Raw genomic sequence first — 20,193 nt, forward strand, 5'->3', positions numbered from 1 at the left:
GCTCACCTCATGTCACCGCCACGGCGCCGTCGGCGTCCTGCGCGATCCGCAGGACGAGGTATTCCAGGGGGCGCGCGGGGGCCACGCCGATCTCGGCGACCAGCCGTCCGAGCCCTTGCGACCAGCCGGGGTTGAGGCCCTCGTCGCAGCGTACGAAGAAGGCCTCGTCCTCGCTGTCGCCCGCGAACGCGCCGCTCCGGTACAGCCCGCGCAGCAGCGGGACGACGGCTCCGCGCAGTTCCTCGCGCAGCTGCGGGGTGTGGGGTTCGAAGGCCAGTCCCTGCGCTTGGCGGTCCAGGACGAGCCGCAGCATGGTCATCAGCCGGCGCACGCCGAGCTGTACGTAGTCGGGGTCCCGGGAGAGGGTGCGGGCCGAGGCGAGCCGGTAGCCGTCGCGTTCGGCGCGGAACACGTCGATGCCGAGCAGGTGCAGCTCGTCGCAGTCGGCGTCGCCGAGCCGCTGGACCGCGGTCACGGCGCCGGCGGCCAGGGCGTTGGCCGGGCCCCAGGGCAGTCCGAGGCTCCGCTCGCGCTCGGCGATGATCCCGGCGGCGAACCCGGAGGGCGGGACCTGCACGGCCAGGCGGTCCGGGTCGTCGGGCGCGACGACGCCGAGCCAGGGGTGGTACGCGGCGGCGTACGTGCTGTCGAAGGCGGCTCGCCAGCGGGCGACGGCGCGCAGGGGGAGCCCCGGCGGCACGTCGAGGAGGGCGACGAACCGCCGTTGGCGCTCCGCCAGGGCGACGAGCCGCTGCTGGCGCCGCAGGATCTCGGGCAGCTGGGCGGCGCTGTCCAGGAGCAGGCCGCGCGGGCGCGCCGGGTGCAGGGTCATGGGGGCGGGCGCCGGCGGGCAGGGCGCGAAGCGGGCCCCGACCTCCCGCGCCGGGGTCTCGGTGGTGGGGAGGGCCTCGCCGTACTGCCAGAGCAGATCGGGTACGCAGAGCAGCCCGACCTCGGGGACGAGTGCCATCCGGTCCATGCCGACGGCCTCGAACGACCCGGGGTCCTCGACGCTCTCGGCGCCGCCGACGGGCAGCAGTTCGACCGGGACCGGCCCGTGGAAGCCGTCGGCGCCGATGCCCTCGTAGCGGTCGGCTCCCGGGCGGACGGGCCGGGAGAGGGCGGAGCCGAGGAAGGCGTCCGGCGGGAGCAGCGCCGCGGGCCACGGCCCGTCGGGGGCCACCAGCACGGATTCGGCGGCCAGTACGGCGGCGGCGTACCGGGGGTGCGCGGGGCCCATCCCGAGCTCCGCGAACCGCTCCTGGCGGGGGTACGCGAGGTCGCCGTCGGCCACGGTGACGGTGGCGGTGACGACCTCGGCCTCGACGGTCAGCGGCCGGGCGCCGCGGCCGGGGCCGATTCCGCCGCCGGGCGGCCGGTCCAGGACCGCGACCCGGCTGCGCTGCCCGGACGCGTCCTGGCGCTCGGCCAGTTCGAGGATGCGGAAGAACGTCCCGGCGGCCGGCAGCCCGGCGCCCCGTACGCGCAGCACGGAGCCGACCGGCGGGGTGCGCCCCTCGGGCAGGGCCAGGTCCCGGCCGGTCACGGCGGCCTCGAACTGCCCGGCGCCGGTGAACTCCCAGCGCACCGTGAGCCGCCCGCCCCAGCTCCCCTCGTTCCGGGCGCGCAGCCCGATCGCGCAGGGCGCCCCGCTGCCGGGTTCGGCGCCGGGGGCGTCCGCGCGGGCCAGCGTGATCCGGTGCAGGGCGCAGGCTTCCTCGGCCGCGGGGTGCGGGGCCCGCGGCAGCGGCGCCACCCGCAGGACGTGGGCCCGTACACCGCCCTGGTCGAAGAAGGCCCGTACCGCGTACGGCAGCAGCCCGGGCCCCTCGAAGCCGCCGAAGTGCCGCTGGTAGTCGGTCCAGCGGTCGACGGCGACCGGCTCGTCGACGGGCCCGCGGGGTGCCACGCCGACGAACCCGGCGATGTCCAGGCGCACCGGCCGGAAGGAGGGCGGCGGCCGACGCGCATCGCGGTACACCCCGGGCGCCCCCAGGCGCAGTCCGGCGAATCCGGCGGGGCTCACCTGATTTCTCCCAGGACGTCCCGGCCTTCAAGCCGGGGAGGAATGGGTCCTTGGCGCGGAGCCACGAAGCGGCGGAGTTCTCTGCATGTCTGCCCTGACCTGCACTCTCTTCCGTTGTCAGTGGGGGCTGTTAGGTTGCGATCATGGCCACGACACCGCTGGCCGATGACGTGACCGGGCGCGCCCGGTACACGTACCGGCTGCGCGTCTCGTCGACCGCGCTGACCCGGCTTGATGCCGATTGGGCGCGGTGCCGGTGGGTGTGGAACGAGTGCGTGGCGATGTCCCGCAAGGTCCACGCCGTCAACAAGGACGCCGAACAGAAGATCACGTGCGGTCCGGCGCAGCTCGACAAGATGCTGACCGAGGCGCGCCGGTCGATGGCCTGGCTGCGTGAGGGTGCTTCGGTACCACAGCAGCAGACCATCCGGGACTTCGCGAAGTCCCGTGCCAAGGCGATGAAAGACATCAAGGCGAGGCTGCCGATGCGGCAGCGGGCCGGGATGCCCCGGATCAAGCGGAAGCGGGAGGCCTCGCCGTCGCTGAACTACACGCGGCGCGGGTTCTCGATCAAGCACGGTCGTCTGCACCTGGCGGGCGGGACCGTGCTGACGGTCGTATGGTCGCGTGACCTGCCATCCGCCCCAACCAGCGTGCGTGTGTACCGAGACAGCCTCGGGCACTGGTACGCGTCGTTCGTCGTGACGGCCGAGGCGCAGCCGCTGCCGGTGACCGGAGCGGTGGTCGGTGTGGACTGGGGCGTGAAGGAGACCGCTACCACCACCTCCGACGCCCACGACCTCCCGCACGCCGAGCACGGCAGGACCGCCACCGCCAGGCTCGCCCGCTACCAGCGGATGATGGCCCGCCGCGCGACGCCCAAGAACCGGCCCGACACCGTCGGCTACCGCAAGGCCCGGAAGGCTGCGGCGAAGGTGTCGAAGAAGATCGCCCGTCAGCGGCAGGACAGCGGCCGAAAGTGGGCCAAGACGATCGTCCGAGACTTCGACCACCTCGCCGTGGAAGACTTCCGGCCGCGCTTCCTCGCGAAGTCCACCATGGCCCGCAAGGCGGCCGACGCCGCGATCAGTGCCACGAAGTCGGCCCTGATCGAGCAGGCCCGCAAGCACGGCCGGAACCTGCACCTCGTGCACCCCGCGCACACCACCATGGACTGCGCACCGTGCGGCGCGAGAACCAAGCACGCACTTCCCCTTTCCGAAAGGACGTACACGTGCACCGCATGCGGAGTCTCGTCTCCCAGGGACAAGAACTCCGCCCGCGTGATGCTTGTCCGGGCTGGTCTCAACCCGGCTAGTGCTGATCTTGTAAGACCCGCCCCCTGCTAGGGGTCAGGCAAAGTGAGCTAGGAATCCCCGCCTTTCAGGGCGGGGAGGTTTCAAAGGGACTGGAAGTCGATGCGCTCGGCGACGAGGTGGAGCTCCTCCATCGCGACCTCTCCGCCGCCCTTGCCCGTGAGGGTGGGGCCGACCCACTTCTTGGGCTGGGCGGCGCGCAGCACCCAGGCGCAGACCGGTTGGCGTCCCTCGTCGTGCAGGGTGACGGTGACGGTGCGGGCGTCGTACGCGCCCTCGCGGGTGGCCTTGATCCAGTTGAAGAGGCGCAGGTCGCCGATGATTCCGCGTTTGAGGGTGACGTCGTTCGTCGTATTGGTGTTGGCGATCTTGCGCACGTGGTTCTCGGGGTCGTTGCCGTTGCGGTACTCGGAGAACTTCACCTCGTTGCCGGCTCCGCTGAAGTCGGAGAAGCCGCCGGCGATCTGGTCCTCGCCTCCGGTGTCACCGAGCTTGACGAGGAAGTTGAAGGCTCCGTAGGGGTTGTTGCGCGTGGCCATGGGGTGTCTCCCGCTCTCCTGGGCCCGTCGGTGTCGGTGCCGGGGTCAGCTGCGCTGCGCGTCGGCCGTGAACTGTCCGATGCGGAACACGACGAACTCGGCGGGGTAGGTGGGTGCCACGCCGATCAGGCAGATCAGCCGCCCGTTGTCGAGGTCGTTCTGGGTCATGGTGGTGCGGTCGCAGCGGACGAAGAAGGCCTCCTCGGGCCTGGTGCCGAGCAGGGCGCCGGTCCGCCAGACGGAGATCAGGAAGTCCTCGACGGTCTGCCGGACGGAGGCCCACAGCCGCTCGTTGTTCGGCTCGAACACCGCCCACTGGGTGGACTTCTCGATGGAGTGCTCCAGGTAGATGAAGAGCCTGCGCACGTTCACGTACTTCCACTCCGGGTCCGAGCTCATCGTCCGGGCGCCCCACACCCGCCGGGCCCGGCCCTCGAAGAAGCGCAGGGCGTTGATGCCCTCCGGGTTGAGGACGGCCTGCCGGTCGTAGGTCACGTTCGCGGTGAAGTCGTTGATGCCGAGGAGGACTTCGTTGGCCGGGGCCTTGTGCACACCGCGCTCGACGTCGCTGCGGGCGTAGATGCCGGCGACGTACCCGGAGGGCGGCACCTCCAGGACCGGCGGCGGTGCGCCCGGGTCGGGGCGGCGGCCCGGGTCGGTGATCCGGACCCACGGGTAGTAGAGGGCGGCGTACTTGGTGTCGAACTGGGCGCGGAACCGGCGCACTTCGGAGATCGAGCTGTCGCGGGGCGGGTCGACGATCGCCATCCGGTAGCGCAGCCGCTCGCAGTGTCCGATGAGGAGGTCCACCGCGGTCTTCTGGGCGCCGGGGTCCAGGGTGACGGTGTCGGGGAGGGCGACGATGGCGATGTCGTCGATCTCGGCGAGCGCGCCGAGCCCGCGCGCGGGGTCGGTGAGGCTGTCGGGGTTGGCCTCCTTGCCGCCCAGGTCCTGCGCCGACAGCTCGAGCCCGTCGCCGCCGTGGACCAGGTGGCCGCCGGGCTGCCGGAGGGAGAGGAGCGCGTCGAGGCGGGCGCCGGGAGTCGCCGGGGGCGCTCCGGCCGCGGGCTTCACGGTGTCCAGCCAGACGAGGGAGAACTCGTCGGCCGGGTCGGCGGCCTGGAGTACGCGGCCCACCGAGCGCGGGTGCCGGTCGTCGAGCTCGAGCTCGTTGTAGACGTCGACGCGGTCGTCCAGGCGCACGGTGACGGCGAGCGTCAGGTGGAAGGCGGCGGTTCCGGCCGCGACGGGGTCGAACTCGCCCTGGCCCTTCAGATATCCGAGGACTCCGTCGGCGCGCCGGATGACGGTCCTGACCTTGTCGGGCACCGGCGGAGTGTCGTCGGAGAGGGACGGCACCGCCCCGCCGCTCAGCTGGACGACCTCCACGGCGGCGCCCTGCTGCACCCCGGTGAGCCGGGGCGCTCCGTCGCCGCCGGCGACGAGGATGTTCTTGCCGCGCCGGAACGACACCGCGACGGAGATCCTGGCGCCCGCCGAGCCCGGCCAGCGGGCCCGCCAGTACAGCAGCGGGGTGCCCTGCGCGGGGACTGCCAGGGAGGCGAAGTTGGCGTCGACGGCGGGCGGCGCGTCCTCGGCGGCACTCGTGCGGACGAACGGGAAGACCCGGGACACATAGAGCCGGCGCCCGCCGTTGGCGAAGAAGGCACGTGCCGCGAGGGCGAGTTGGCAGTCTTCCTCGCCGATCTTCAGTCCGCCGAAGGCCCGTTCGTACTCGGTGAAGCTGGTGACCAGTGCAGGTCCCGGCAGCACGGTGGGACCGCCCGGCAGGATGTAGGGCACGGGTCCGTACGCGGTGCGCCCCGCCATGGCGAACGTGCTGGTCGGCACACCCTCGATGGACCGTGAGCGGAAGCTGGTCTCCTCGACGTGGACGCCGGGGGTCAGGTACTCGGGCATGTACGGGTCTCCTCGGTCACAGGTCAGGCGGGGCTGTGCGGCAGGTCGGCGGCGCGTACCACCCGGCCGACGGTGAGGGTGCGGACGGCGTCGGCGGCGGCGGTGCGGTACCCGGCGGGGCGGGAGGTACCGCGCAGTACCTCGTTGTCGAGGTCCTGCGGCCGGGGCGGGTTGGCGCTGCGGACGACCGGCTCGGCGACGAGGCCGGCCAGCGGATCGGCCGCCGTGTCCCCTTGCGGGTCGGCCGGCGGGTCGGGGGCGTGCGTGCGCAGCGCGACGGGGAACTTGGAGGGCGCCGGGTACGGGAGCACGCCGACCCCGTCGATCAGCAGCAGCACCTGGCCGTGCTCGTCGCCGTGGGCCCAGCCGAGCGGGACGCCGCCGGGCCCGAAGGCGTCCACCCGCGGCCAGCGCACGGGGGTGGAGGCGGCGTCCGGGCGCGTGACGCGGAACCGGAGGCCGGTCGTGCCCTGCGGTACGGGGTGACCGGGGCCGGGCAGCAGCCAGGGGATCAACAGCCGGGCGTCGGCGCGGACATGGGGTGCGGTGGGCGGTTGTTCGTCGGAGCCGGAGAGTTCCGCGCGGGTCCACAGCGGTACGGAGAAACGGCGCGGGATCCAGCGGCGCGCGGGGTCGTCGACGCGTACGGTGACGGCGGCGGGGAGGCGGCCCGCGGTGGCGTGGCGCAGTACGAATCCGGTGGCGCCGTGCCCTTCGAGCGGGCGGACGAGGTCTCCCCCGCGCTGTCGGCGCCCGGGGGCGGGGTGGTCCTCGTACCCCACGCGCAGCCCCGGCCCGGCGGCGGCGCGGCTCCTGGCGTCGAGCGGCCGGACGGCCAGCGCGAGCCGGTGCAGTACGTCGACCCGGCCTGCCTCGACGGTGATCCGCCCGGCCGGCCCGCCGGGCGTCGTCGGCCCGCCCGGCGTCATCGGAGCGGCCCCGCCGACGAGCTTGCGGTGACCACGGTGACCTCGCCCGCGGCGGGCCCGGCCTGACCGTCGATCCGGATGACCCGGGCCACGTACGGCAGGCAGAGCCGGTAGTCGGTGGTCATCGCCTGGAAGGCCTCGCTCATCGAGTCCATCGCCAGCTCGTCGGGGACGATCTGCACCGAGTCCCCGGCGAGCCAGTCCCCGCTCGGGTGCAGCAGGGGCCCGGTGAGCAGGCCCTCGCTCTCCAGGACGCGGGCGACCAGCCCCAGCCATTCGAGCTCCGCCTCCACGAACTGGTCCCAGGCGGCGATCATCAGGTGCATCCGCAGCGGCAGCCGGGGCAGCCCGTCCTGGGCCGCCATCGCCGCCAGCGCGGGCCGGGTCTCGCGGTCGATGCTCAGCCGGTAGCAGTAGACGGACACCGCCGGGTTGCGGATCACGGAGCCCGGGGTGTCCACCTTGTCGAAGTCGACGGGCCCGGCGAGGACGGCCTCCGGGCGGCGCCCCGCAGGGATCTCCTCGGCGAAGCGCCGGTTGAGCAGCGCGACGACGCTGCGCCCCACGGCGGCGAGTGCCCGGTATCCAGCCATGGGCCGATGCTGCGGCCCCTCCCGTCACGGGGGCGTTGCGCGGGCCGGAGGCGGCGATGGCCGGGCGACGAGCCGGTGACACCGCCCGGCCCACACTCGGGGAGCGCCTGCCCCCTCACCCAGGAGAGCCCACCATGAGCAGCACCCCGCACCACCACCCGGCCGGCACCAGCACCGGCGGCGGCTGCGATCCCGGCGCGATCGACGAACTCGCCTGCGTCGCCGCGGGCATCCAGCGCCGGGCCGAGGTCACCCAGGAACACCTGCCCCAGCTGCGGGAGTTCCAGGAGAAGTTCAACAGCGCCCGGACCCAGTACACGAAGGCCCGGCTGGCCGCGAAGACCGATCTGGACGAGGCGGCGGCGACGCTCGGCAAGGTCCGCGAGCAGATCCGCTGCCGGGTCACGCACGAGCAGCGCCACTGCCTGCAGCAGGCCGTCGACAAGGTCTTCGACGAGATCCGCAGGTGCCGGGGCGGTTGGGGCTGCTGTGTGGACGACTGCGGGTGCGAGTTCGACGACACGGTCGGCAGGGACGACACGGTCGCCACGCTCTCGGCGCGCATCGCCCGGTACACGGCGGACACCGTGAAGGCCGCGGCCTGCTTCACCGACCTGGACGGGGAGCTGACGGCGCTGCCCGAACGCGCCGCGAAGATCAAGACGGAGGCGGCCCAGCTGCTCGCGGACGTCTGCGACGCGGTCCTGGGCAAGGACGTCGTACGCCTCTACGCACGCCTGCTGGTGCTGCTGCGCCGCATCACGGAGGCCTGGCGGGGCTTCGAGACGGTCTCCGAGTTCGTCGACTGCCTGTGCAAGGCGCTGCTGTGCGTGCTCAAGGGCTGGCAGGCGATCGCCGTACTGGAGGGCGCCCGCGCCGAGCTCGTCTGCAAGGAGGAATCGCGCAAGAAGGCGTGCGAGCGCAAGCAGAAGGAGACGGTCGAGGAGGTGATGGCGGAGTACGCGCGCCTGTGCCCCCCGTGCGCCGCGCACCCCGACGAGGCCGAGTAGGAGGACCCGGACGAGGACCGCGCCGCCGACGCGGCGTAGTCCTCGGGCCCTCCCCCGGGCTACTGCCAGTCGTCCCAGGGCGGGTCCGTCTCGTCGAAGTCGAAGGGCGGTTCCTCGTCGGCATGCGGGGCCGCGGGCTCCGGCGGTGCCGCCTCGGAGGGCGCGGACGCGGGCTCGGGAGCGCCGCCGGTCTCGGCCAGGGTCTCGAGGATCCCCTCGGCGTACTTGGCGCGCTTCGCCTCGCCGACGCCGCTGATCGTGCCCAGCTCCTCGATCGTGGCGGGCAGCCGGGTCGCGATCTCCCGCAGCGTCGCGTCGTGGAAGACCACGTACGCCGGAACGCCCTGCTCCTTCGCGGTCGCGGCCCGCCAGGCGCGCAGGGCCTCGAAGACCGGCACGGCCGCCGCCGGCAGGTCGACCGGGACCTTCCCGGCCTTCCCGGAGCCGGATCCCGAACCCGGGGACTTGCGGGCCGCCGGGGCCGGCGCGGCCTCCTTGCGCATCGCAACGCTGCGGCGGCCGCCCAGCACCTCGCCGCTGGCGTCGGTCAGCACCAGCGTCCCGTAGTCGCCCTCGACCGCCAGCAGCCCCGAGGCCAGCAGCTGGCGTACGACCCCGCGCCATTCCGCGGTGCTCAGGTCCGCCCCGACCCCGAAGACCGACAGGCCGTCGTGGTCGAACTGGATGACCTTGGCCGTCTTCTTGCCCTGGAGGATGTCGATGATCTGGCCGGCGCCGAACTTCTGCCGGCGTTCCTTGGCCAGCCGCCACACCGTGGACAGCAGCTTCTGCGCCGCGACCGTGCCGTCCCAGGACTCGGCCGGTGTCAGGCACGTGTCGCAGTTGCCGCACGGCCCGGCGGCCGCCTGCCCGAAGTACGCCAGCAGCCGCACGCGGCGGCACTCGACCGTCTCGCACAGCGCGAGCATCGCGTCGAGGTGCGCGGCCAGGGAGCGGCGGTGCGTCTCGTCGCCCTCGGAGCCCTCGATCATCTTGCGCTGCTGCACCACGTCCTGGAGGCCGTACGCGAGCCAGGCCGTGGCCGGCTCGCCGTCGCGGCCGGCGCGGCCGGTCTCCTGGTAGTAGCCCTCGACCGACTTGGGTAGGTCCAGGTGCGCCACGAAGCGCACGTCCGGCTTGTCGATGCCCATGCCGAACGCGATCGTGGCCACGACCACGACCCCGTCCTCCCGCAGGAAGCGCGCCTGGTTCGCCGCGCGCGTCCGGGAGTCCATGCCCGCGTGGTACGCGACCGCGTCGATGCCGTTCTCCACCAGGAACGCGGCCGTCTTCTCCACGGAGGCCCGCGACAGGCAGTAGACGACCCCGGCGTCGCCTTCGTGCTCGGTGCGGATCAGCTCCAGCAGCTGCCGCGTCGGGTTGTTCTTGGGGGCGATCCGGTACTGGATGTTCGGCCGGTCGAAGCTGGCGACGAAGTGCCGGGCGTCCCCCTCGGCCAGGCCCAGGCGGGCCGCGATCTCGGCGTGCGTGGCCTCGGTCGCCGTCGCGGTCAGCGCGATCCGCGGCACCTTCGGCCAGCGCTCGTGCAGCATGGACAGCGCGAGGTAGTCGGGCCGGAAGTCGTGGCCCCACTGGGCGACGCAGTGCGCCTCGTCGATCGCGAACAGCGAAACCGTGCCCCGGTCGAGCAGCCGCTGCGTGCCCTCGGTGCGCAGCCGCTCGGGGGCCAGGTACAGCAGGTCCAGCTCGCCGGCGAGGAAGGCCTGCTCGACGGCCTGGCGCTCGTACGGGTCCTGGGTCGAGTTGAGGAACCCGGCCCGCACCCCGAGGGCGGTCAGGGCGTCCACCTGGTCCTGCATGAGCGCGATCAGCGGCGAGATCACCACGCCCGTACCGTCTCTGACCAGCGCCGGGATCTGATAGCAGAGCGATTTGCCGCCGCCGGTCGGCATCAGCACCAGCGCGTCGCCGCCGCCGGCCACGTGCTCGATGATCTGCTGCTGCTCGCCGCGGAAGGAGTCGTATCCGAAGACGCGGTGCAGCACCTGCAGGGCATCGGGGGTCTCGGTGGGCGCGTCGACAAGGCTCATCCCAGAAGCCTAGCGACCTCCACCGACACCCCCGCCCGCTTCCGCCGCAAGCCCCGCGGTCCGACGGGGATTACCGGGGTGCCGGAGCGATCAGGCGGCGCAGCAGCGGGACGAGGGGCCGTTCGACCAGGCGGTACAGCAGCCAGGCGATCAGCACCGCGCCCGCGACCACTCCGAGCAGGGTCGGCCAGGCGCCCCACTGCTCATTCCACCGCCAGATCACCCGCACGCCCAGCGACTGGTGCACGAGGTAGAGCGGGTAGGAGATCGCGCCCGCGACCGGCAGCCAGCGCCACTGGATGCGGTCGAGCTTGCCGAGGGCGATCAGGCCCATCACCACGTACATCACGGTGATCGCGGCGAGGCAGACCTTCCAGTTGATGCCGTGTCCCTCGCCCTCCATGATCGCCGGGAGCCAGTGCTGCATCAGCAGCCAGGACAGCGCCAGGATGCCCAGGGTCTCCCCCTCGATCCGGCCCGCCCGGCGGATCAGGTAGAAGGCCATCCCGGCGATGAAGAAGGACGCCCACGCGGGCACCAGGAGCTGGTCCAGCAACTTGATGCCCGACGCCGGCGCCAGGACCGAGCCCAGCGCCCAGAGCCAGCAGAAGTTCGCGACCCGGCGGTGGCTGGTGCCCAGCAGGACGACCAGCGAGAAGATCAGGTAGAAACGCAGCTCGACCCAGAGCGTCCAGTAGACGTTGTCGATGCCGTTCACACCGAGGGGTTCCTGCAGCATCGTCAGGTTGGTGAGCATCCGCCCGAGGGTCACCCTCTGCTCTCCCGGGGTGTGCGGGCCCAGGCGCGCGGCCGCCGAGGCCAGCACGACCGCCGCCCAGTAGAGCGGGAACAGCCGCAGGATCCGGCCCTGCCAGAACTGCTGGAGCGACTTGCCCCAGGCGGACATGCAGATGACGAACCCGCTGATCATGAAGAAGAAGACCACGCCCAGCCAGCCGAACCCGGCGACCCGGTGCAGCGTGGGGAACAGTTCGACCGACGTCCGCTGCCAGGGGATCGTCCCGGTGCCGGCCAGGTAGTGGAACAGGACCACCGACAGCGCCGCCAGCAGCCGCAGGCCGTCCAGCACGGCTATTCGCGGCGCCCGCGCGGACTTCGCCTCACCGGCGGCCTGCCCGGCCCCGCCGCCCCTCGGCCACACCGTCCGGCGGCGCCGGGTGGAGTCGGGGGCTGCCTCTGGAGCCTGGGCGGGCGCCGGGACACGGTCCTCGGCGAGGACAGGCCTGTCGTACATGAAACCTCTGGAGGTCTTGCGGTGTCCGCGACACCGACACGGTTCGGGGTATGGAGCCCCGCGATGATATCGACGCTGCGTGCATGCTCGAGCACCTGGGGTGCGCCCGGGAGGCCGGCCGTTCGCCGTGCGCCGCAGCCGTGGACGCTCAGGGAAGCCGGCGGGCGAACGCGTCGTAGGCGGACGAGTCGAAGAGGACGAAGCGGACCTCCTCCACGGGCGGGGCCGCGGCCTCGCGGGCCGTTTCCAGTGCGATCCGGGCGCCGTCGTCCATCGGCCAGCCGAAGATGCCGGTGGAGATGGCCGGGAAGGCGACCGTACGGGCGCCCAGCTCGGCCGCGACCCGCAGGGACTCGCGGTAGCAGGAGGCCAGCAGCTCCGAGCGGTCCTCGTCCCGGGACCAGACCGGGCCCACCGTGTGGATCACCCAGTCGGCCGGGAGCCGGCCCGCCGTCGTGGCCACGGCCCGGCCCGTCGCGAGGCCCTTGCCGTACTGGGAGGCGCGCAGCGCCCGGCAGGCGTCCAGGATCTCGGGGCCGCCGCGCCGGTGGATGGCCCCGTCCACTCCCCCGCCGCCGAGCAGCGAGGAGTTCGCCGCGTTGACGATCGCGTCCGCGTGCTCGGCGGTGATGTCTCCCTGGACGAGGGTGATGCGCACCATCAGGAGGCCTTTCTCAGGTGGCGCCAGACCGCCTTGGCCGCGTTGTGCCCGGACATGCCGTGCACGCCGGGGCCGGGCGGGGTGGCCGAGGAGCAGAGGAACACGGCCGGGTGGGCCGTCGTGTACGGGAACAGGGACAGCTTGGGCCGCAGCAGCAGCTGGATCCCGGAGGCGGCGCCGCAGGCGATGTCGCCGCCGACGTAGTTGGGGTTGCGGGCGGCCAGCTCCGGCGGGCCGGCGGTGGCGCGGGCCAGCACCAGGTCGCGGAAGCCGGGGGCGAAGCGCTCGATCTGGCGCTCGACGGCGTCGGTGAGGTTGCCGCCCCAGCCCGCGGGGACGTGCCCGTACGCCCAGAACACGTGCTGGCCCTCGGGCGCCCGGCCGGGGTCCACCAGGCTGGGCTGGGCGGTGATCAGGAAGGGGTTGCGGGGAGCGCGCCCGCCGGTGGCCAGCTGGAGGGCGGCGTCGATGTCGCGGGCGCGCGGGCCGATCTGGACGGTGCCGGCCCGGCGCGGCGCCTCGGCCGTCCAGGGCACGGGGCCGGACAGGGCGTAGTCGATCTTGAACACGCCGGCGCCGTACTTGTAGCCGTCGTACACGCGCCCCAGCCGGGCGATCCGGGCCAGCGCGGTCGGCGAGGTGTCGAAGATGTACGCCCTGGCCGGCGGCAGGTCGTCGAGGCGCTTGACCTCGAAGCCGGTGTGGACCGCGCCGCCGAGGTCGCGCAGGTAGCCGGCGAGGGCGTCCGAGATCGACTGCGAGCCGCCGCGCGGCATCGGCCAGCCGCCCGCGTGCGCGGCCAGGGCGAAGACCAGGCCGACGGCGCTCGTGGCGATGCCGCCCAGCGGGGCGATGACGTGCGCGACGAGCCCGGCGAACAGCGCCCGCGCCCGCTCGTCCTGGAAGCGGTTCAGCAGCCAGGTGGAGGGCGGCAGCCCGGCGAGCCCGAAGCGGGCCAGGGTGACGGGGTCCCGGGGCAGGGCGGTCGACGGCAGGGACATGAAGTCCCGGGCGAGGGTGTCCCACTTGCCGAGGAACGGCTGCACCAGCCGCCGGTACGTGCCCGCGTCGCGCGGCCCGAGGGAGGCGGCGGTCTCGGAGACGGAGCGGGAGAGCACCGCCGCCGTGCCGTCGTCGAAGGGGTGCGCCATGGGCAGCGGGGCGTGCAGCCACTCCAGCCCGTACCGCTTCAGCGGCATGGTGGCGAACACCGGCGAGCCGATGCCGAGCGGGTGTACGGCCGAGCAGGGGTCGTGCCGGAAGCCCGGGAGGGTGAGCTCCTCGGTGCGGGCCCCACCGCCGACCGTCTCAGCGGCCTCGAACACGGCCACCGAGAAGCCGCGCCGGGCCAGCTCGACGGCGGCCGTCAGCCCGTTGGGCCCCGCCCCCACCACGACCGCATCGAGAATCGACGGCACCTTGAGACTCCTTCGTCCGGCGGCGGCTGTGCTCCCAGGATATTCGGCCCGTCCACAAGGGCCCCGGCTCCGGTCCGGTCGGACCGTCCTACGCGCCGCGGAGCAGGTCGCGGATCCGTACGGCCGTGGCCTCGTCGCGCCCCACGGCGAACGGCAGCTCGTTGTCCCGGTCCACCCGGAAGGGGACTCCGGCGACGGTGCTCTGCGCGCCGCCCGCCTCGGCGACCAGCAGCAGACCGGCGGCGTGGTCCCACGCCGAGGGCCAGGTGAAGGCGAGGCCGTCCATCTCGCCGCGGGCCACCTTCAGGTACTCCAGGCCGGCGGAGCCGCAGGGCCGGGCCGCGACCCCGGGCACGTCGAGGCGGGCCAGGGTCGCCTTGTCCTCGTCGGAGGTGTAGAGCGGGTGGGCGATGGCGACGCGCAGCGCAGCGCCCGGCTCCGGCGAACCGCTGTGGATCCGCTCGCCGTTGACGTACGCGCCCTGCCCGCGCACGGCGGTCGCCAGCTCGTCCAGCGCCGGGGCGAAGGTCCAGGAGGCGAGGATCTCCCCGCGGTGGGCCAGGGCCACCAGGGTGCAGAAGGCCGGGTCGCCGGCGACGAACTGCCGGGTGCCGTCGACGGGGTCGACGATCCAGACCGGCGCATCGGCGCGCAGCGCCCCGTACACGGTCGGGTCGGCGTGCACGGCCTCCTCGCCGACCACGGCGGAGCCGGGCAGCAGGTGCGTCAGCGAGGCCGTGAGGTGCTCCTCGGCCTTGCGGTCGGCGACGGTCACCAGGTCGTGCGGGCCGCTCTTCTGGTCCACCTCGTGCTCGGCGAGCTGCCGGAATCTCGGCATGATCTCGATCGCCGCCGCCTTGCGGACCGCTTCTTCCACCGCGGACAGGTTCTGGGCCAGGAACTCTTCGATCATGCCCCCATCACACCACGCCCGGCTGACAAACCCCACCGACAATCGGCGTCCGCCGGTTGGACTCCAGGTGGACTCCGGGCGCCGCCGGCAAAGGCTGCGCAGGCGGCCGGGCCCGTGGCGGACGATGGGGCGGTGACCATATTTCGCTGCGTGCACTGCAAGACCGAGCTGACCACCGCCGTGCGGGAGGTGCCGATCCCGCCGGAGAGCGGGACGTGGGCCCCGTACGAGGCGCCCGTGGATCCGTGTCCGCCGCGGATGGCGCCCGGGACGTACGCCCACGACCCGGAGCCGTCCCGGTTCTCCTGGGGACCGCCGCCGAAGGGCTTGCGCCGGGCCGGCGGCCGGCCCGGCCCGGCAAGGGCCGTGGTGCTGAGCCCCGGTGACATCCGCGGGGTCGAGCCGATCGCGGCGCGCCGGATCGGCTGTTGCGGGCCCATGGGCATCGACGGACCGAACCTCGCGTGTGCCGGGTGCGGTGCGGAGGTCGCCGTCGAGGCCGCCGACTGCTGCACGTGGCAGGAGATCGTGCTGGACTCACGCTTCGCCGAGGCGGTGGAAGCGCAGGGTCCGCAGGTCAGCGGTCGGGGTGTTCCCGGGTCATGAGCGCTGCGTACAGGAGGAAGGACGAGGCCACGCCCACCGCCCAGCCGTAGTTCGCCAGGGGCTTCAGGAAGGGGATCAGGCCTTCCTCGGGGAAGGGGCCCTGGCCGGGGGCCGAGTGCGAACCGCCGATGGCCAGCACCCCGCCGACCAGGAACGCCGCCAGCGCCCGGAAGTTCCAGCCGCCCGTGTACCAGTACGGCCCGCCCTCCCGGTACAGGTCGGGCAGCGAGAGCCGGGTGCGCCGCACGAGCCAGTAGTCCGCGATAAGGATGCCGGCGACCGTGCCGAGCAGGCCGCCCACCAGGCCGAGCCAGGTGAAGATGTACAGCTCGGGGGTGGAGGTCAGCTTCCACGGCATGATCAGTACGCCGACCACGCCCGTGATCAGCGCACCCCTGCGGAAGTTGATCAGGCGGGGGGCCAGGTTGGCCAGGTCGTACGCCGGGGAGACGACGTTCGCCGCGATGTTCACCGAGATCGTCGCCACGAGCACCGTGACCAGGCCGTAGAGCAGCCCGAAGACGCTGTCGGCCTTGGCGACCAGCTGCACCGGGTCCCAGATCGGGGCGCCGTACACCGCCTCCGAGCCGGAGGTGACGAACACCGACAGCAGCGCGAAGAGGGTCATCGTCGTCGGCAGCCCCAGCGTCTGTCCGAGGATCTGGGAGCGCTGGCCGGCGCCGAAGCGGGTGAAGTCCGGGATGTTGAGCGAGAGCGTGGACCAGAAGGCGATCATCCCCATCAGCGAGGGGAAGAAGACCGGCCAGAACTCCTCGCCCCAGCCGAGCTTGGACGGCTGGTCGAGCAGCACGCCGAAGCCGCCCGCCTTCACCCCGATCCACACCAGCAGCGCGAACGCGCCGACGATGACGAAGGGCGCGGCCCAGTTCTCGAAGCGCCGCAGGGCCTCCATCCCCCGGTAGATGATGGCGAGTTCGAGGACCCAGAACAGGAGGAAGCACAGCCACAGCGGCCAGGGCTGCCCGGCGATCTGCCCCGCGTCCTCCCAGCCCCCGAAGATCTCGCCGAGCAGGACGAAGATCCCGGACCCGCCGATCCAGGTCTGGATCCCGAACCACGCGCAGGCCACGGCCGCCCGGATCAGCGCGGCCAGATTGGCTCCGCGCACCCCGAACGAGGCCCGGGCCAGCACCGGGAACGGGATCCCGTACTTGGGACCGGCATGCCCGGTGAGCAGCATCGGCACCAGCACGATGAGGTTGGCCAGCGCGATGGTGAAGACGGCCTGCTTCCAGTCCATCCCCAGGGCCACCAGCCCGGAGGCGAGCAGCCAGGAGGGGATGTTGTGCGCCATGCCGACCCACAGGGCCGTGAAGTTGTACGTGGTCCAGCGCCTGGCCTCGACGGGTACGGGCAGCAGGTCGGGGTTGGCGAAACGGCCGTCGGAGGGGACCTCGCCGGGAGCGAGCTCGACGCGGTCCGCGGTGGCGCCGATCGTGTGGTCCGGCATGTGCGCACGCCCCTTCAGGTCGGGTGGGGATCTGGGTCAGGTTCTGAGCGCCGGGATCGTCTGCTGCCCGTAGGCTTCGATGGCGGCCTCCCTCACGTCGCACCGCGCCCCGCGGGCGTGGTGGCTGTAGTCATCCCCCAACGGGCCGTGATCTATTCGGTGGTCTCTTTGCGACCGTCCCGTCTCCTCGGCCGGCGGGCCGTGCGCCCTCGAGTGTGGCCCATGCCGGTGCGCGTGCCGCGGTGTGGCGCGCCGCTCGCGTCGACGACGCACCGTACGAAGGCGGTCGTGACGGGCCGGGGCGCGGCGCGCGCCGCGCCCCGGCCGATCACCACTCAGCGGAGAGCGGCCGTCCGGTTCGTCGCACGAACGAGCTCGGTGTACGCCTCCTGCAAGGCGGTCGTCGTCCTGCCCACCCTGTACTCGTGCGCGTCGATCGACCGGACGGGCTGCACCTCGTAGGCGGTGCCCGTGAGGAAGCACTCGTCGAACCCGCCGAGCTCCTCGGGGCGGACATCACGTTCGACGACGCGGATTCCCAGCTCCCGCGCCAGATCCAGCACGGTCGCCCGGGTGATGCCCGCGAGGAAGCAGTCTGCGGTCGGGGTGTGCAGCTCTTCCCCCGTCACGAGGAAGATGTTGGCCCCCGTGGCCTCCGCGACGAGGCCGCGGTAGTCCAGGAGCAGCGCGTCGTCGAAGCCGTCGGCGTCGGCGGCGTCCCGCGCCAGGGTGCAGATGTTGTACAAGGAAGCCGCTTTGGCCCGGACGGGCGCGGTGTCCGGCGCCGGGCGCCGCCAGCGCGAGGTCCCCAGCCGGATGCCGCTGTTCTTGGCGTCGGCCGAGAAGACGTGCGGCCATTCCCAGGCGGCGATCGCGACATGGACGGAGGTTCCCGCACCGGCCACGCTGATCTGCTCGCTGCCCCGCCATGCCACCGGCCGGACGTAGCCGTCGCCGATGCCCTGCCGGGCGACGAGTTCGAGGGTCGCCCCGTCCAGCTCGGCGACGGAGAACGGGATGTCGAAGCCCAGTTCGCGCGCCGAGTCGTGCAGCCGCTGCGAGTGCTCGGTCAGCTTGAAGACGTGACCGTCGTAGACGCGTTCTCCTTCGAAGACCCCGCCGCCGTAGTGGAGGCCATGGGTGAGCACGTGCAGGCGGGCGTCCCGCCAGGGGACGAACCGGCCGTCCAGCCAGATGTGCCCGTCGCGGTCGTCGAGAGGCGGAGTGCTCACCGCGCGCCCTCCGCCGGTGTGTACGCGATGCGGACGATCTGCTCGATGGTGCCGTGGAACGCCTCGGCGTCCTCGGTGGAAGGGTGGTGGGACAGGACGAACGCCGGATAGCCGGTGAACTCGGGGTAGGGCCGTACGACGTCACCCGGATGCAGCATCTGGACGACGTGGTCCACCCGGGGGTCCGCGGCCAGTTCGTCCAGCCCGTGGATGGCGGTGATCCGTCCGGAGCCGCCGCACGGCACGATGTAGTTGGCGGCCGCACCGATCGCTCGGGCCGGCTGCGCCGGCGGGCCGGGCAGGGCGGCGGGGCGGAGCCCGGCTGCCACGCGCAGGGCGTCCGCGGCCAGATCGGCTCCGGTGACGTGTGCGGCGATGTAGTGGGAAACGCCGGAGCCGCCGATGCGGGCGCCGAGTTCCAGCAGGTAGGGGCGCTCGCCGCCGCGCAGCCGCAGTTCGGTGTGGGTCGGGCCGTCGCTCACCCCGAGGGCGGCGTGGGCGGCGACGACCTCGCGGACCACGGCCTCCTGGACGTGGGGCGGGAGCGCGGCCGGGGCCCGGTAGACGCCCTCTTCGAAGTGCGGGCCGGCCGGCTCGCCCTTGTAGCCGATGGACAGCACCTGGACCTCGCCGCGGTGGGCGAGGGACTCCACGGCGAATTCCGGGCCGTCGAGGTACTCCTCGACGACGAGACCCGCGACGTGGTTCAGATGGTTCCGGCAGACCTGCCAGACCTCCTCGACCACGGCGGCGAGCTGCTGCGGGCCGTCGGCCTTGGTCACGCCGAGGCTGGAGAAGCCGTTGGCCGGTTTGACCACCACCGGGAAGGTGAGGCCGGTGGCGTCGGTCCACGCGCCCGGATCGTCCACGGCGACGAAGCCGGGTACGTTCAGGCCCGCTTCGGCCAGTCGGCGACGCATGATCCGCTTGTCCTGTACGGCCCGGGCGCTCTCGCGGCCCAGCCCCGGAAGGCCGAGGGCCTCGGCCACGTCGGCGACGAAGGGCACCGCGGGGTCGTAGAGCGTCGTGATGCCGTCGAACGGGGCGCTCTCGTGACGTTGCCTCAGGACGCTCAGGGCCTTGGCCGGATCCCCCTCCACGTCCAGGGGGAGCAGCTCCACCACGGCGGGCGGCAGACGGTCCGGGGACACGGACTCGTCGGGGCGCGGGACCAGGACGATGTCGATGCCGGCCCGTTGCGCGCCCTCGAAGATCCAGGGCAGCGACATGCGCTGGTAGACCAGGACGACGGTGGGGCGCGGGGGGTGTGGCTCTGTCACGGTGTGCTTCTTTCGGTCTGGGTCGGGCTCGGGGCCTGGTCTTCCTCCGTGGCCGGCGTGCGGACCGGGGCGACGGTCATCCACACGCCCGCCGAGCAGAGTGCGAGGAAGAGGAGCGAGGCGGGCCCGGGAGCGTCCGCCTCACCCCATGCCCACTCCCCCAGGCGCACCAGGAACGGCACCACCAGTGCGACGGAGGAGGTGAACAGGGGGCCCTTGCGCAGGATCAGTTCATGGGAGATGACGAAGACGGGCGCCGTCAGGACCGCGCCGAGCACGGCGACTGCGGCCCACTGCGCGGCGCTGATGTCGCCGAGCGGCGCGCACACGGCCGCGGCCAGCCCGAGCATGACCGTGCCCGCGCCGGTGACCGCCGGAAGGGCGGCGAGCGGCGGGACGTCGGACATGTGCTTGCGGTAGACGTAGCCGTACAGGGCGTACGCGAACGTGCCCGCGAGGGCGAAGAGGACCCCGGTGACGAGTACTCCGGTTCCGGCGTCGGCGCGCGCCGGGCCGTCTTCCAGCGCGTAGCCGAGGGCCGCCGCGACGGCGAGCAGGGTTCCCAGGACCCGGCGGGTGCCCGCCTGTTCCCGGAAGGCGACGATGCCGATCACGAACGTGATGCAGGGGAGGAGGGAGACGACGAGGCCCACCCGGGAGGCACCGATCCGGTCGATGCCCAGCAGGGTGCCCGTGTAGTAGGCGAAGAAGCCCAGGAACGCGAGCAGCACGACGGCCCCGCGGCGGCCTCCGGTGACCCGGATCGCCGTCCACGTCCGGGGCCGCAGCGCGGAGATCGCGCTGATGACGGCGAAGCTCGCCGCGGTGCGGCCGGCCGCCACCGCGAGCGGCGGGGTGTCGCTGACCAGCTTGCCGGAGAGCACCCATCCCGTCGCCAGCAGCAGCACCATCAGGCAGGACAGGGCCGGGGTGCCGAGGCTGCCCCTCCCACGACGCTCACCGCTCATGGCGC

At 73.0% G+C, this 20,193-nt stretch carries 17 protein-coding genes; 3 read left to right on the forward strand and 14 right to left on the reverse strand.

Going from position 1 to position 20,193, the window contains the following annotated elements; translation table 11 throughout:
• Nucleotides 1-7 precede the first annotated feature (7 nt).
• Nucleotides 8-2,026 (reverse strand): hypothetical protein, encoded by a 2,019-nt coding sequence (locus OG299_RS09380; protein WP_327361208.1) that lies wholly within the window; start codon nucleotides 2,024-2,026, stop codon nucleotides 8-10.
• A 143-nt stretch (nucleotides 2,027-2,169) separates the two neighbouring features.
• Here OG299_RS09380 and OG299_RS09385 point away from each other — a divergent pair, with 143 nt between their 5' ends.
• Nucleotides 2,170-3,375 carry an RNA-guided endonuclease InsQ/TnpB family protein gene (locus OG299_RS09385; protein ID WP_327361209.1) on the forward strand — a complete coding sequence of 402 codons (1,206 nt, stop codon included), beginning with the start codon at nucleotides 2,170-2,172 and terminating at the stop codon, nucleotides 3,373-3,375.
• A gap of 50 nt (nucleotides 3,376-3,425) precedes the next feature.
• On the opposite strand, the gene OG299_RS09390 is transcribed toward OG299_RS09385, so the two are convergent.
• The 4 genes from OG299_RS09390 to OG299_RS09405 are packed head-to-tail and all read right to left on the reverse strand — an operon-like array spanning nucleotide 3,426 to nucleotide 7,323.
• Entirely contained in the window at nucleotides 3,426-3,881 is a 456-nt protein-coding gene (locus OG299_RS09390) for a phage tail protein (protein ID WP_030155191.1), read from the reverse strand.
• A gap of 45 nt (nucleotides 3,882-3,926) precedes the next feature.
• Nucleotides 3,927-5,801 carry a phage tail sheath family protein gene (locus OG299_RS09395; RefSeq protein WP_327361210.1) on the reverse strand — a complete coding sequence of 625 codons (1,875 nt, stop codon included), beginning with the start codon at nucleotides 5,799-5,801 and terminating at the stop codon, nucleotides 3,927-3,929.
• Nucleotides 5,802-5,824: 23 nt separating this feature from the next.
• Nucleotides 5,825-6,730: a hypothetical protein gene (locus tag OG299_RS09400; protein ID WP_327361211.1), complete on the reverse strand. Its 906-nt coding sequence runs from the start codon at nucleotides 6,728-6,730 to the stop codon at nucleotides 5,825-5,827.
• On the reverse strand, nucleotides 6,727-7,323 hold the full coding sequence (locus tag OG299_RS09405; protein WP_327361212.1) for a Pvc16 family protein: 597 nt from the start codon (nucleotides 7,321-7,323) through the stop codon (nucleotides 6,727-6,729). The genes OG299_RS09400 and OG299_RS09405 overlap by 4 nt, the downstream gene beginning before the upstream one ends.
• A gap of 134 nt (nucleotides 7,324-7,457) precedes the next feature.
• On the opposite strand from OG299_RS09405, the gene OG299_RS09410 reads away from it, so the two are divergent.
• Complete coding sequence (locus OG299_RS09410) at nucleotides 7,458-8,333, forward strand: hypothetical protein (RefSeq protein ID WP_327361213.1); 876 nt, start codon at nucleotides 7,458-7,460, stop codon at nucleotides 8,331-8,333.
• A 59-nt stretch (nucleotides 8,334-8,392) separates the two neighbouring features.
• Here OG299_RS09410 and recQ read toward each other — a convergent pair whose 3' ends face one another.
• From recQ to OG299_RS09435, 5 genes are all read right to left on the reverse strand, one after another.
• Nucleotides 8,393-10,384: a DNA helicase RecQ gene (gene recQ / locus OG299_RS09415; protein WP_327361214.1), complete on the reverse strand. Its 1,992-nt coding sequence runs from the start codon at nucleotides 10,382-10,384 to the stop codon at nucleotides 8,393-8,395.
• 70 nt (nucleotides 10,385-10,454) lie between these two features.
• Complete coding sequence (locus OG299_RS09420; protein ID WP_327361215.1) at nucleotides 10,455-11,639, reverse strand: acyltransferase family protein; 1,185 nt, start codon at nucleotides 11,637-11,639, stop codon at nucleotides 10,455-10,457.
• A 148-nt stretch (nucleotides 11,640-11,787) separates the two neighbouring features.
• Complete coding sequence (locus OG299_RS09425) at nucleotides 11,788-12,300, reverse strand: O-acetyl-ADP-ribose deacetylase (RefSeq protein ID WP_266634698.1); 513 nt, start codon at nucleotides 12,298-12,300, stop codon at nucleotides 11,788-11,790.
• A complete protein-coding gene (locus OG299_RS09430) occupies nucleotides 12,300-13,718 on the reverse strand; it encodes a phytoene desaturase family protein (protein ID WP_266634696.1) in 1,419 nt (472 codons plus the stop codon). Before OG299_RS09430 ends, OG299_RS09425 begins: the two co-directional genes overlap by 1 nt.
• Nucleotides 13,719-13,806: 88 nt before the next feature.
• The gene (locus OG299_RS09435) at nucleotides 13,807-14,631 is read right to left on the reverse strand and encodes an inositol monophosphatase family protein (protein ID WP_266662179.1); all 825 of its coding nucleotides are present in this window, start codon (nucleotides 14,629-14,631) and stop codon (nucleotides 13,807-13,809) included.
• 132 nt (nucleotides 14,632-14,763) lie between these two features.
• Between OG299_RS09435 and OG299_RS09440 the strand changes: the two genes are divergently transcribed.
• Entirely contained in the window at nucleotides 14,764-15,237 is a 474-nt protein-coding gene (locus OG299_RS09440) for a hypothetical protein (protein WP_266634692.1), read from the forward strand.
• On the opposite strand, the gene OG299_RS09445 is transcribed toward OG299_RS09440, so the two are convergent.
• From OG299_RS09445 to OG299_RS09460, 4 genes are all read right to left on the reverse strand, one after another.
• On the reverse strand, nucleotides 15,209-16,708 hold the full coding sequence (locus OG299_RS09445; protein WP_327361216.1) for an NCS1 family nucleobase:cation symporter-1: 1,500 nt from the start codon (nucleotides 16,706-16,708) through the stop codon (nucleotides 15,209-15,211). The two genes, OG299_RS09440 and OG299_RS09445, sit on opposite strands and share 29 nt — an antisense overlap.
• Nucleotides 16,709-17,043: 335 nt before the next feature.
• A complete protein-coding gene (locus tag OG299_RS09450) occupies nucleotides 17,044-17,940 on the reverse strand; it encodes a branched-chain amino acid aminotransferase (RefSeq protein ID WP_327361217.1) in 897 nt (298 codons plus the stop codon).
• A complete protein-coding gene (locus OG299_RS09455) occupies nucleotides 17,937-19,220 on the reverse strand; it encodes an ATP-grasp domain-containing protein (RefSeq protein ID WP_327361218.1) in 1,284 nt (427 codons plus the stop codon). Before OG299_RS09455 ends, OG299_RS09450 begins: the two co-directional genes overlap by 4 nt.
• On the reverse strand, nucleotides 19,217-20,188 hold the full coding sequence (locus tag OG299_RS09460; RefSeq protein WP_327361219.1) for a DMT family transporter: 972 nt from the start codon (nucleotides 20,186-20,188) through the stop codon (nucleotides 19,217-19,219). The genes OG299_RS09455 and OG299_RS09460 overlap by 4 nt, the downstream gene beginning before the upstream one ends.
• Nucleotides 20,189-20,193: the final 5 nt, after the last annotated feature.

It is taken from the genome of Streptomyces sp. NBC_01296 (assembly GCF_035984415.1).
Lineage (GTDB): Bacteria > Actinomycetota > Actinomycetes > Streptomycetales > Streptomycetaceae > Streptomyces.